Source organism: Burkholderia arboris, from assembly GCF_038723655.1.
Lineage (GTDB): Bacteria > Pseudomonadota > Gammaproteobacteria > Burkholderiales > Burkholderiaceae > Burkholderia > Burkholderia arboris.
Genome location: NZ_CP109821.1, coordinates 1,979,530 through 1,991,932, shown reverse-complemented (window position 1 = coordinate 1,991,932; position 12,403 = coordinate 1,979,530). Strand labels below are relative to the sequence as shown.

At 67.2% G+C, this 12,403-nt stretch carries 13 protein-coding genes; 8 read left to right on the top strand and 5 right to left on the bottom strand.

What is annotated here, in order from left to right:
• Window positions 1-6 precede the first annotated feature (6 nt).
• Genes OHZ10_RS09385 through OHZ10_RS09375 form a run of 3 tightly spaced genes read left to right on the top strand, consistent with a single transcriptional unit; the run spans window position 7 to window position 3,162 of the window.
• Complete coding sequence (locus OHZ10_RS09385) at window positions 7-885, top strand: radical SAM protein (RefSeq protein WP_342704398.1); 879 nt, start codon at window positions 7-9, stop codon at window positions 883-885.
• Window positions 882-1,949: an asparagine synthase-related protein gene (locus OHZ10_RS09380; protein WP_059234072.1), complete on the top strand. Its 1,068-nt coding sequence runs from the start codon at window positions 882-884 to the stop codon at window positions 1,947-1,949. The genes OHZ10_RS09385 and OHZ10_RS09380 overlap by 4 nt, the downstream gene beginning before the upstream one ends.
• 7 nt (window positions 1,950-1,956) lie before the next feature.
• A complete protein-coding gene (locus OHZ10_RS09375; RefSeq protein WP_342702197.1) occupies window positions 1,957-3,162 on the top strand; it encodes a glycosyltransferase in 1,206 nt (401 codons plus the stop codon).
• On the opposite strand, the gene OHZ10_RS09370 is transcribed toward OHZ10_RS09375, so the two are convergent.
• Window positions 3,119-3,808, bottom strand: coding sequence for a cephalosporin hydroxylase family protein (locus OHZ10_RS09370; RefSeq protein ID WP_059234073.1), 690 nt, complete (start codon window positions 3,806-3,808; stop codon window positions 3,119-3,121). The genes OHZ10_RS09375 and OHZ10_RS09370 overlap by 44 nt on opposite strands.
• Here OHZ10_RS09370 and OHZ10_RS09365 point away from each other — a divergent pair.
• Entirely contained in the window at window positions 3,807-4,799 is a 993-nt protein-coding gene (locus tag OHZ10_RS09365; RefSeq protein ID WP_342702196.1) for a phosphotransferase, read from the top strand. The genes OHZ10_RS09370 and OHZ10_RS09365 overlap by 2 nt on opposite strands.
• A 12-nt stretch (window positions 4,800-4,811) precedes the next feature.
• Here the strand turns inward: OHZ10_RS09365 and OHZ10_RS09360 are convergent, their stop codons facing one another.
• The 3 genes from OHZ10_RS09360 to OHZ10_RS09350 all read right to left on the bottom strand — a co-directional run bounded on the left by OHZ10_RS09360 (window position 4,812) and on the right by OHZ10_RS09350 (window position 7,296).
• The gene (locus tag OHZ10_RS09360; RefSeq protein ID WP_342704397.1) at window positions 4,812-5,387 is read right to left on the bottom strand and encodes a polysaccharide deacetylase family protein; all 576 of its coding nucleotides are present in this window, start codon (window positions 5,385-5,387) and stop codon (window positions 4,812-4,814) included.
• A gap of 186 nt (window positions 5,388-5,573) precedes the next feature.
• On the bottom strand, window positions 5,574-6,518 hold the full coding sequence (locus OHZ10_RS09355; protein ID WP_155627135.1) for a hypothetical protein: 945 nt from the start codon (window positions 6,516-6,518) through the stop codon (window positions 5,574-5,576).
• A 229-nt stretch (window positions 6,519-6,747) separates the two neighbouring features.
• Window positions 6,748-7,296, bottom strand: a complete 549-nt coding sequence (locus tag OHZ10_RS09350; protein WP_342702195.1) for a hypothetical protein — start codon at window positions 7,294-7,296, stop codon at window positions 6,748-6,750.
• A 305-nt stretch (window positions 7,297-7,601) separates the two neighbouring features.
• On the opposite strand from OHZ10_RS09350, the gene OHZ10_RS09345 reads away from it, so the two are divergent.
• On the top strand, window positions 7,602-8,084 hold the full coding sequence (locus tag OHZ10_RS09345) for a DUF2501 domain-containing protein (protein ID WP_174991542.1): 483 nt from the start codon (window positions 7,602-7,604) through the stop codon (window positions 8,082-8,084).
• 159 nt (window positions 8,085-8,243) lie between these two features.
• Here the strand turns inward: OHZ10_RS09345 and OHZ10_RS09340 are convergent, their stop codons facing one another.
• Window positions 8,244-8,609, bottom strand: a complete 366-nt coding sequence (locus OHZ10_RS09340; protein ID WP_059234078.1) for a hypothetical protein — start codon at window positions 8,607-8,609, stop codon at window positions 8,244-8,246.
• Window positions 8,610-8,876: 267 nt separating this feature from the next.
• Between OHZ10_RS09340 and OHZ10_RS09335 the strand changes: the two genes are divergently transcribed.
• The 3 genes from OHZ10_RS09335 to OHZ10_RS09325 all read left to right on the top strand — a co-directional run bounded on the left by OHZ10_RS09335 (window position 8,877) and on the right by OHZ10_RS09325 (window position 12,334).
• Window positions 8,877-10,313 (top strand): aldehyde dehydrogenase family protein, encoded by a 1,437-nt coding sequence (locus OHZ10_RS09335; RefSeq protein ID WP_059234079.1) that lies wholly within the window; start codon window positions 8,877-8,879, stop codon window positions 10,311-10,313.
• A 123-nt stretch (window positions 10,314-10,436) separates the two neighbouring features.
• The gene (locus tag OHZ10_RS09330; RefSeq protein ID WP_174991541.1) at window positions 10,437-11,627 is read left to right on the top strand and encodes an NAD(P)H-dependent flavin oxidoreductase; all 1,191 of its coding nucleotides are present in this window, start codon (window positions 10,437-10,439) and stop codon (window positions 11,625-11,627) included.
• Between the two features lie 65 nt (window positions 11,628-11,692).
• Window positions 11,693-12,334, top strand: a complete 642-nt coding sequence (locus OHZ10_RS09325; RefSeq protein WP_059234081.1) for an OmpW/AlkL family protein — start codon at window positions 11,693-11,695, stop codon at window positions 12,332-12,334.
• The last annotated feature ends 69 nt before the right edge of the window (window positions 12,335-12,403 follow it).

The window sequence follows — 12,403 nt, the reverse complement described above, 5'->3', positions numbered from 1 at the left end:
CCTGAAGTGAGTGCGAATCCGAACACGATCCCGAATCCGCCGCCGTCCGGCGAGCGGCAGCATGTCTTTCCGCCGCCGCTCGATCGCGACTACCGCGTCGAAAATGGCCGCATCCGGACACGCTCGCTGGAAGCGCATATCGTCGATCACTGCAACCTGACCTGCGCGGAATGCTGCTCGCTGTCGCCGTTGCTGCCCGAGTGGCACGCGAGCCCCGAATCGATCGAGGCCGATTTGCGCATGGCCGCGAAGGTATTGAGCCCGCGCATGTTCAAGCTGGTCGGTGGCGAACCGTTGCTGCATCCGGCTCTCGTCGAACTGATCGAACGCGTGCGCGCGACGGGCATCGCGCCGGTGATCTCCGTCACGACGAACGGGCTGAAGCTCGGCGAGATGCCGGACGCGTTCTGGCAGGCGGTGGATGCGCTGACGATCTCGCGCTATCCGAAGCCGGCGCTTTCGCCCGACCTGATCGCGTATGTCGAGCGCCAGGCCGCGCGTTTCGACGTGCGCCTGAACTGGAAGGTGCAGGACGTATTCACGACGATGAATCGGGCGCAGCCCGGCACGGACCGCAATGAAGCGCAGCGCCTTTATCACGATTGCTGGATCCGCGAGCGCTGCCATATGATTCGCGACGGCATGTTCTACACGTGCACGCGTCCCGCGCATTTCCATACGCTCTACAAGGGCGAGAAGGATTTCCAGGCCGACGGCCTGCCGCTGAGCGACGACGCGGGCCTGCTCGACGCGATGCTCGCGTATCTGCAACGCGAGGCGCCGCTCGAAGCGTGCCTGCATTGCCAGGGCGGCAGCGCACCCGTCGCGCCGCATCGCATCCTGAAACGCATTGAAGTGGACACCTTGAAGGCTCGTTATCCATGATCGTCGGCACCCGCGACCCGTTCGGTTTCGATCGTCTGCACTACCATCCGCGCAGCGGCGCGTCGGCGTCCGGCATCCGTGCCGTGCTGCGTGCGTCGGGGCAACCGGCCGGTGCGCCGGACACGGCCGCCATCGCGGGCTACCTGAGCGGCGAGCGCCTCGTTGGCCGCACCGTGCTGCGCGACGTGTTCGCGGTGCCGCCCGGTCACGCGCTGATCCGTTCGCCGCAAGGCTTGACGGTGCAGCCGGCACCCGAACGGCCGCAGCACGCCGATCTGGACACCGTGCTGCACGCATCGCTGCAACGCGCGCTCGACAGCGGCAAGCGCGTCGCGCTGGCGCTGAGCGGCGGGCTCGATTCGGCGCTGCTGCTTGCGTTGCTGCGCGAACTCGGCGCACTGCCGCACGTGACGGCCTACATCCTTGCGACCGACATGCCCGATTACTGCGAACTCGACGCAGCGCTCGAACTCGCCACGCAGATGCAGGCGAACGTGAAGATCGTGCGTGCGAACGAGGCCGATTTCGTCGCGGCGCTGCCTAGAACGACCCACGCGGTCGAGGAGCCGATGTTCAACCTCCATCCGGTCGCGAAGCTGTTGCTGGCCGAGGCGATGGCGGCGGACGGCATCGAGGTCGCGATTACCGGCGACGGGGCGGATCAGGTGTTGCGCCGCGACCGGTCGGCCAACTATCTGCCGTTGTGTCATGCGCTGTTCGACGCAGCGTCGGTCGACCTGCATCCGCCGTTCGTCGATACGGCGGTCGTCGCGCATCTGACGAGCATCGCGCCCGACCCGAACAAGCAATGCCTGCGCGATCTCGGCGCGCGCCTGAACCTGCCGGACCGTCTCGTGCACGGCCCCAAGCGCGGGCGGCTCGCACCGGCGATGGACCTCGCGTCGCTGCTCGATCGCGACCGCACGCAGGCGCTGGCCGACACGCTGGGCCTTGCCGTCCCCACGCTGCAGGCCGATACCGAACGCGTGCTGTGGACGACGCTGACACTGATCCTCGATCATCTCGCGCACCTTCACCTCGATGCCGCGCATCGACCGACCTGAGCTGCTCATGAAACGCATCCTGTTCTGCGTGGTGCCCGAGAAGGGCCACGTCAATCCGTGCATCGGCCCGGCCCAGCATCTGCGCGCGGCCGGCTGCGACGTCGCGTTCTACGCGCCGGCCGACATCAGTGCCCAGCTCGACGGCGCCGGCGATTTCGCGTTCGTCGGGCCGCGCGAAACGCCCGAACGCCACGACCTGTCGCGCGGCGCGAGCTTCGCCGCGAACATTCGCGATGCGGACTGGCTGCGGCACTGGATCCGCACGCTGCTGATCGATCTTGCCCCGTCGCAGGTGGACGGCATCCGCGCGGTGCTGCGAGACTGGCGGCCCGACGTGGTCGTGATCGATCCGTTGCTGTATGCGGCCGCGATCGCCGCCGAGCTGGAAGGGCTGCCGTGGGTATCGATGTCGAATTCGCTGAATCCGGTGCTGCCGGACGATCTCGATTCGGAACTGCTGCGCACGGTGCGATGGCTCGCGCCGGAACGCGCAAGCCTGTTCGCGCGCTACGGGCTCGATGCGCGCTTTCGCGGCTGTGACGTGCTGTCGCCGCACCTGACGCTCGCGTTCACGACCGATGCGCTGGTGGGTACGCCGCCGCCCGGTGTCGAACTGGTCGGCCCCGCGATGCCGTCGGGCCCGCGCGGCGACGAGACGGCGTTTCCGTGGGAACGTATCGACGCAGATCGCCCGCTCGTCTACATGTCGCTCGGCAGCCAGCTTTATTACCACCCGGATCTGTTCGCGAAGGTGATCGACGCGACGCGCGCGACGTCGGCGCAACTGGTGCTGTCGGTGGGCGAACTGGTCGATTCGGATCGGCTGCCGGCCGGCGACGCACGCGTGATCGCGGTGCGCTATGCGCCGCAACTGGCGCTGCTGCGGCGCACGCATGCATTCGTCAGCCACGGCGGCGCGAATTCGGTGATGGAGTCGCTCGCGTCCGGCGTGCCGATGCTGCTGTCGCCGTTCTGCAACGACCAGTTTCATTCGGCGCACTTCGTCGAGCGGGCCGGCGCGGGGTGCGTGCTCGACCTGCAGCAGGCGGGCGTCGCGGAGATCGCCGAGGCGCTCGAGCGCCTGTTGCGTCCCGGTTCGCTGCGCGAGCACGCGGCGCGGATCCGCGACAGCTACGCGCAAGACGGCTCGGCGCAGGCTGCCCGGCTGATCAGCGCACTCGCTTCAGGAAGCCGCCTGGCGACAGCGTCATGAGCACGCGGTCCTCGATGTCGTGGTCGACTTCGAACCGGTCGTCGCGGGAGAGAAACTCGTGTGCGGCCGTGGCCGGGTTGTTGCCGCGGCCATACGGCTTGCCGTCGAACATCGACTCGGGCAGGTACTCCATGATGGTATCCATCACGATCGCGTAGCTGCCGGGCGTCACGAGCGGTGCATAGCATTCGAGTTCGCGCAGCACGTGCGCATGCGTATGCGTGAGGTCGAGGATCGCCATCACGCGCGCGCCGTCGCCGATCTGCGCGCGCACCGATGCGAGCGTGTCGGCCGCGCACGATTCGCCTTCGATCAGCGTCATGCGATGGGCGAGCCGGTGCGCTTGCAGGCGCTGCCTGACTTCGTCGCGCAGGCGCGGCTCGATCGCGACGACGCGGCCATTGCCGCCCGCGAGTTCCAGCATCGACGCGGAGAACACGACACCGCCGCCCGCCGCGATGCCGGTCTGCACGATGCAGTCGGGGCGCTCGCGCCAGATCAGTTCCTGGAGCGCGAGCATGTCGCCCGGCAGGTGAAAGAAGCGCTCGCCGAGCCAGCGGGTCTGGAACAGATGATCGAATTCGGCCGCGCGGGTCAGCCAATCGATATTGATGTCCCGCATGCGGGCCGAAGGACGCTCTGACATGGTCAATGCAACGAGTAGGAGTGACGTGAAAACGCTGGAACCGTGGCTTTACCGGTACTGGAACATCGGGCCGGCGCGCATGCAGGCGCTGGCGTCGGGCCATACTAACAAAACGTACCTCGTCGAGTGCGATGCGGGGCGCACGGTGCTGCGCGTGTCGTGGTCCGGCAAGCCGGCCAGGCAGGTGGAGCGCGAGGCGTCGATACTCGGCGATCTCGGCCGTTCGTGCAACGCGCAGATATTGCCGGTGTTGCCGCGTCTGCGGCCGACCGTCGATGCGCAATCCGGCGTGCAGCTTCCCGACGGAAGCTGGCTGCATCTGTTCGAGCATATCGACGGCAATCCCGGCCTGCCGCACGACGCGCACGCGGGGGCGATCGATGCGATGCGCACGCTGGCGCATCTGCATGCGGCGCTGGCGGCCGTACCCGCCAGCGAATCGGTGCCGCTGGCGTGGTTGTCGGCGCGTCATGCGCGCGTCGCGGCGCGGGCGATGCCGTCGTTGCCGGGCGATCCGCGCCGCGACTACGACACGGTGATCCGTCGAATCGGCATGCATCTCGACGCGGCGTCGCCGTGGCTGACGGGGCCGGTGCATTGGCTGCACGGCGACTATCACGCGGGCAACCTGCTGTATGTCGGCAACGCGGTGAACGGCGTGCTGGATTTCGACGATGTGGGGCAGGGTGCGCAATGGCTCGAGGCGGCCTTTGCGTTGTTCGCGCTGTCGCGCGATGCGGGCCGCGACGATCGTTTCGTATTCGACCGGCGGCGATGGGACGCCGGCCTGCACGCCTATGCGGCGACGCGGCCCGACGCTGCGCCGGACTGGATGCGCGACAACCACGACGCGCTGATGCTGCTGTTCTGCGCGGATCAGACGCTGATTCATCTCGAAGCAGCGCAGCGCGGCCTGTGGATGCCGGGGCCCGGCATCGGATTCCTCGGCGGCTGGCGCCAGTTGCTGGACGCAGCGGTGCCCGCAAGCTAGCCGGTTGCCGCGTCAGCGCTGCCGGTTCAGGAACAGGCGCACGGCTTCGACCGTGTTCGGCCGCGCTGCGCCATGCCGCGATCCGTCGTGCATGCAGAACAGCACGTCGCGATGCTGCGCCAAGCTGGCATCGACATGCGCGCACATCGCGTCGCACAGCGCCTGCGGCGACGGCGCCGGCCGCTGCCAGTCATCCAGGATCGCGGTCCAGCCGGTGTGTTCGCGTTGCAGGCGCGCAAGGACGCCGGCGCGATGGTCTTCCGGCTGCAGCCCGTAAGGCAGGCGCAGCGGGATGTCGTCCGGCGCGGGCCTGCCGGCCCGGCGATACGCGTCGCGAATCAGCGCGTCGGTTGCTTCGATTTCTTCGATCAGTGCGCGATCCGCGAGTACGCCCGGCCTCGCGTGCGAATGCGTGTGATTGCCAAGCAGATGACCTTCGCGCGCCATTCTCGCTGCGACGTCGAGCGCCACCGCCAGGTGCTTGCCGAGCAGGAAGAAGGTTGCCGTGCACGAGGCAGCGTGCAGCACGTCGAGCAAGGCCGGCGTCGACGGGCCCGGGCCGTCGTCGAAACTGAGGCGGATGGACATCGCGTGTGGGGCGCGCCGTGTGAGTGAAACCCGAACGATAGCGCAATCCGTCGACGGGCTCTCCAGGCCACGACCATCGGCATGGCACTCGCGCATGCGCCCGTCACCGCGAGCAAGGCATTCGGACGAGCCGGCGGCCTGCATTCACACACGATGCGGTGTTTTTCCGCGCCGGCTCGACGCGCGTTACATCGTCGTGCAGCCGTCGGTTTTCTTGCGCGTCTTGTGATGCTTCGAACGGTTGCCGCGCTCGTCGGCGTATTCCGTCAGCATCGCGCGCAATTCGCCCATATAAACCGCCACATCGCGAGGATCCCGTATCCTTGACGCGACCCCGTCGTGGATCGCCTGCCAGTGCGATGCGTCGGTCACGCGGTAGCCCTTGCTCTTCAGCAGATGATGGACGGTGGATGCGTCGCGTTTGGCTTCCGAGGTATTCGGCTTGTTCAGGTGGCGATCGATGGCGTTGACGACCAGGCGGAAGGTGTCGGCCGTGCCGACGGCGGGGCTGCCGGTCCGTTCGGGGGCGACCACCTCGCGGTTGAATGCCGGTATGTTCTCGTTGACGAGATCGATGCCGACGTGCGTCGACGACGTGCGGTTGTCCGATCGCTCCAGCTTGACGTCGAGTAGGGCGCCGACGCCTTCTTCGATATCGTCCTGGTGCGCACGTACCTTGATCGATTCGCCCTCGTAGTGGAAGCGGCCGGACAGGTGCTTGATCGCGGCGTCGAGTTCTGCGGCCGATTGCATTTCGATGTCGACGTCCTTCGGCTCCTTCGGCGCGCCGTGAAGGTGGCTGGCGAGGCTGCCGCCGAGCTTGGGTTTCAGGCCCGCGGAGTAGAGTTGATCCATCGCGAACTTGGCCACGAACGCCTTGTCCGCGAGCTTCGTGCCGTCGGCGTCGGCACGCAACGCATCGAGTCCGGCGAGGGTGCGCGTATAGCCGCGCTGTTCGATGGCCTGTCGCGTGCTCTGCGGGCGGTTCAGCGCTTCGAAGCGCTGATCGGCAAACGTCGCACGGCCACCCAGCTGGGCCTGTGTCGACAGGTTTGAATCGACGTCGGATTCGCTCGAACTCGAACTTGCGTTCGCGACCGATCCGCTGCCTGCTGCCCGTGTCGTCCGCATCGTGAGCTCCGTCAAAAACAAAGGACATGCGTGCAGGATAGGATGCGTCAGCGCGCGGAAACGGGGGCATGCGAACGAAGGCGCCGAAATACGAACGCGGCCGTGCCGTGCATGACACGGTCTTGGTTACGCGAAACCGCTTGCGTTCGAGCGTGGATCCGCTCGAACGTCGTCGGCGTCGCGCGCCGCTGGGGGAATCGTCGTCGCATGCGCGTTGCGAACCGGCCGCCTATTCGACGGGGGCGATCGCCAGCGGGCAGGTGCCGGCCGGACGCAGCCGGGTGCCGGTCCATTCGTAGAAGAACCGGGCCGCCTTCGCGTTGCTGTCGTCGCAAGCGTCGTTGAAGCAGCCGGCGACGATCAGCAGCGTGCTGCCTGGACGGAAGTCGACGCGCTCGTCGTCGTTGCCCATCACCCCCGAGATGGCGGTCACGCCGGGCATCGTGTACGTCGCGCCCGTGTATTTGTCGACGATCGCGAAATTCCGGCAATCCGTTCCGCAACCCCAGATCGCCACGCGATAGTGACCGGCAAAATTGACCGGTTGCGTGAATGCGTCGCGAATGACGGTGCGGTACAGGCGTGCTTCCTTGCCGGCGAGCCGGGGCGCCGCCGCCGGCTTGCGCGGCGGGCTGGCGGCGGGTGCCGGATAGCGGTCGAACGCAGGCGACGCGCATGCGGTCGCCGCTGCCGGGGGCGCCGCACCGGCGGCACCGGAGCCGGCGATCAGTGCGGCCGATGCACCGGCGATCAGCAGAAATCGATGGGCGAGCGCCACGCGAGCATCCTTCATGTTCGAGGTTAGACGGGGCCGGAGCGGCCGAACGGCCGGCGACGACGATTCTATGACGCTTCGTGCGTGCCGGCGACACGGAATGGCGAGCAAGCGCGCGCATTCGATCGCATTTCGAGCCCGCGTTGCCGGCCGGCACGCCGTCAAGCATTGTCAAATCGCCGCGATATCACGATGCCTGACGTTTCAGGCCGCCTGCGAAGGCTGTCATGCCCCGGTTGATTGAGTATCCTTGGATTCGATTCGCGGTAATTCGCGGTACTCACGCAGTCACAACCGGGAGGCTTCACATGAATGCACGTCTATACCGCGCGACCGTTGCCGGCGCGCTGATCGGATTGCTCGCACCGTTTTCGGTGGCCCATGCGCAGCTTGGCGATGTCCTGAAGCAGGTCGGCGGCGGCGGCGATTCGGGCGGCAGCGCGGGCGGGGCGCTCGGCAACCTCGGCGGCCTCGGCGGTGCGCTGACGGGCGGCGGCGGCGCGTCGCTGACGCCGGGCAGTACCGGCAACGTCGCGGGCCTGCTGCAGTTCTGCATCCAGAACAACTATCTCGGCGGCGCGTCCGGCGGTGGCGCAGCGTCGGTGAAGGACGCGCTGATGGGCAAGCTCGGCGGCAATGCGTCGTCGGACAGCGGCTATACGAGCGGTGCGAGCGGGATCCTCGACGCCGGCAACGGCGGCAAGCTCGACCTGAGCGGCGGTGGCCTGAAGCAGCAGGTGACCAAGCAGATCTGCGACAAGGTGCTGACACAGGCGAAGTCGCTGCTGTAAGCACCGCGGCACGCATCGCGCGTGCCGGCACACCGGGGGCGGCGCGCGTGGACTGCCCCCGTCGGCCATTCAGGCCGTTACATCGGTATCAGCCGAAGCGGCATCGTGCCAAGCGATGCCGCGACCCGCGCGCACGCGGGGCCGTGGACGGCTCGATCCTCAATCGGCCAGCCGCTTGTCCGCGAGCGCCTTGCAGCAGTCTTCGTACACCCATTGCACGAGTTTCGCGCGATAGTCGAGATCGTCGGTATCGACGATTTCCTCGACTGCGTCGCGCGCCCACGACGCGTCGACGAACCCCGCATGCCGCTTCGCGATGTCCTGCGCGAGCGCTGCGAGCTTCGCGACCGCGAGCCAGTCGGCCTGACGGTGATGGCGGTCGAGCCAGCGGTGCGCGGCCTGAACCTGGAACGTGGCGTCCGGCCACGATTCGTTGAGGTAAAACGCGCCGAGATTGCCGCAGGTGAGCCAGCAAAGCAGCTCCAGGCGGTCTTGCGAGCCGAGGGTATGGGGTGCGTCGGACATGGCAGCGCTCACGAGATGCGTCGATTCCGGGCGGCGCCGGCCGCAATGGCCCGGTGCCGATAATAAAAACATAGCACGATGCGGGCCCGGCCGCGCACCCGGGCAGATGCTGACGCGGCGGCGGGACGCGAATGCCGTGCCGGCGCGCGCGACCGGCGGCGAAGCGGCGGCCCGACGGCGTCCGGGTCCTTTCGAAAGGCTGTCAATCGTCACACCGGGAAACCGAAACGCTCGCTAGAATGTCGGCTTCCCTGGAGGCGGAAAGCGATGAAAATCTACGACCAGTTCTACATCGACGGCGCATGGCGCAAACCGGCCGGCACCGGCACGATCGACGTGATCGACTCGGGCACCGAGGCCGTGATCGGGCGAATTCCGGAGGGTGTCGCATCCGACGCGCAGGACGCGATCCGTGCGGCGCGCGCAGCCTTCGACGCATGGGCCGCCACGCCGGCCGCGACGCGCGCGGGCTATCTGCGCAAGATCGTCGAGCATCTGCAGGCGCGCAGCGAGGAGCTTGCGCAATCGATCACCGGCGAAGTCGGGATGCCGATCAAGCTGTCGCGCGCGATCCAGGTCGGCGGCCCGATCTACAACTGGAAGGCGTACGCGAAACTCGCCGAATCGTTCGAATTCGAGGCGCAGGTCGGCAACTCGCTCGTGGTGCGCGAGCCGGTCGGCGTCGTCGCGGCGATCACGCCGTGGAACTACCCGCTGAACCAGGTCACGCTGAAGGTCGCGCCGGCGCTCGCGGCCGGCTGCACGGTCGTCCTGAAGCCGTCCGAAGTCGCACCGCTCAACGCGTTCATGCTCGCCGAAGCGATACACGAAGCCGGGTTGCCGGCCGGCGTGTTCAACCTCGTGTGCGGGTACGGGCCTGTCGTCGGCGAAGTGCTGGCCACCGATCCGGACGTCGACATGGTGTCGTTCACGGGCTCGACGCGCGCGGGCAAGCGCGTGGCCGAACTGGCGGCCGCGGGCGTCAAGCGCGTCGCGCTGGAGCTGGGCGGCAAGTCGGCGTCGGTGATCCTCGACGACGCCGATTTCGCGACGGCGGTGAAGGGCACGGTCAACGCGTGCTACCTGAACGCGGGGCAGACCTGCTCCGCGCACACGCGCATGCTGGTGCCGGAAGCACGCTACGACGAAGCGCGCGAGATCGCGAAGGCGGCGGCCGAAACGTACGTCGCGGGCGATCCGCGGCAGGACGCAACCCGTCTCGGCGCACTCGCGTCGGCCGTCCAGCAGCAACGCGTGCAGGCGTACATCCAGCGCGGGATCGACGAAGGCGCGGAGCTCGTGACGGGCGGCACCGGTTTGCCGGAAGGACTCGCGAAGGGCTTCTTCGTGAAACCGACGGTGTTCGGCCGCGTCGATCCGAAATCGACGATCGCGCAGGAAGAAATCTTCGGGCCGGTGCTGTCGATCATCACGTATCGCGATGAAGACGAAGCCGTGCGCATCGCGAACGATTCGCCGTACGGGCTCGGCGGCGCGGTGTGGGCCGGCAGCGACGAACGCGCCATGGGCGTCGCGCGCCGCATCCGCACGGGGCAGGTCGACATCAATGGCGGCACGTGGAACGGCGCGGCGCCGTTCGGCGGCTACAAGCAGTCGGGGCATGGCCGCGAGAACGGCGTGTACGGGCTCGAAGAGTATCTCGAGTACAAGTCGATGCAACTGAAGCCGGCGAAGCCTGCCTGAACGCTTCCGACGGCATGAACCGGAAACGGCACGCTCGCGTGCCGTTTTTTTATTGACGGCCGTCAAGGTGCGCGTCGGTGGATCGTCGATCATCGCGGTTCCGATGTTCCGACGAGGTTTCAGATGACCGTACGCACTTCCTTTCCGCCGCTGACGATTCGCGGCCGCACCTTGCTGCCTGTCGTGCAGGGCGGCATGGGCGTCGGCATCTCCGCACACCGGCTGGCCGGCAGCGTCGCGCGCGAAGGCGCGGTCGGCACGATCGCGAGCATCGACCTGCGCCACCATCACGCGGACCTGCTGGCACGCTGCCGCGCGCAACCCGATCGCGCGACGCTCGAAGCCGCGAACCTCGACGCGCTCGCCCGCGAGATCCGTCTCGCGAAGACTTACAGCGAAGGGCGCGGGATGATCGCGGTCAACGTGATGAAGGCCGTGAGCGCACACGCGGATTACGTGCGTGTCGCGTGCGACGAGGGCGCTGACGCGATCGTGATGGGCGCGGGCCTGCCGCTCGATCTGCCCGACCTCACGCAAGGACGCGACATCGCGCTGATCCCGATCCTGTCGGACAGCCGCGGGATCGCACTGGTGCTGAAGAAGTGGATGAAGAAAGGGCGCCTGCCCGATGCGATCGTGATCGAGCATCCGGCGCATGCGGGCGGCCACCTCGGCGTCACGCAGATCGACGACATGCACGACGGCCGCTTCGATTTCGCTCGCGTGCTGGACGAGACCGCACAGGTGATGGCGTCGCTCGGTCTCGCACGCGAAACGATTCCGCTGATCGTTGCGGGCGGGATCAACAGTCACGACACGGTGCGTGCGGCGTTCGCAGCCGGTGCAAACGGCGTGCAGGTCGGAACGCCGTTCGCGGTGACCGAAGAGGGCGATGCGCATCCGCATTTCAAGCGCGTGCTCGCCGATGCGACGCCCGACGACATCGTCGAATTCGTCAGCGTGACGGGGCTGCCCGCGCGGGCTGTGAAGACGCCGTGGCTCGATCGTTACCTGCGCAACGAGACGCGCATCCGGACCAAGCTCGGCGCACTGAAGCAGCGCTGCCCGACCGCGCTCGAATGCCTGAGCGTATGCGGTTTGCGCGACGGCATCGAGAAGTTCGGCCACTTCTGCATCGACACGCGGCTCGCGGCCGCGCTGCGCGGCGACGTCGCGAACGGGCTGTTCTTCCGTGGCCGCGAAGCGTTGCCGTTCGGCCGTGCGATCCGCAGCGTGCGCGATCTGCTCGACCTGCTGCTGACAGGCTGTGCGGCCGAGCCTGCGGCAAACCGCCCCACGTTTACGCTGGCTTGACCAATATCAAGATGGCAAAAAGACCCTACAGGGAGAATGGAAACCATTCTTTGGGGGTCCGTACCATGCATAAAACGATTCGAACTTGTGTCACCGCTGCCGCCGTCGCGGCAAGCCTCGTTGCGATGCCTTCGCTGTCGCACGCGGCATCGCCGGGCGACGGCATCAACCAGGGTGACGTACTGGTTCGGCTTCGCGCGATCAGCATCCAGCCGAACGAGCGCGCGAGCGACACGCTCGGCGCAATCAACACGGGCGTGAACAACGCGATCGTGCCGGAACTCGACTTCACGTACATGATCCGCGATTACCTTGGCGTCGAGCTGATCCTCGGCACGTCGCGGCACCAGATGACGTCGAGCCTCGGCAATCTCGGCGGCGTGGGCGTGCTGCCGCCGACGCTGCTGCTGCAGTATCACTTCAACCATGCGGGCAAGGTGCGCCCGTACGTCGGCGCCGGGTTGAACTACACGTACTTCTACAACAACGGGCTCAACGTCGGCGGGCAGGGCGTGTCGATCAACAAGAGCAGCTTCGGCCCCGCATTGCAGTTCGGCGTGGACGTGCAGGTGACGAAGAAGGTGTTCATGAACGTCGACGTGAAGAAGATCTGGATGAGCACCGATGCGACGCTGGGCGACAAGGGCATCGGCACGCTGCACATCGATCCGTTGATCGTCGGCGTGGGCGTCGGGATGAAGTTCTGACGCGACGGGAATAGAACAGAGTTGGGGTTGGCGGCATGGCGGTCGGCATGCCGCTTTTTTTTGCGCGGC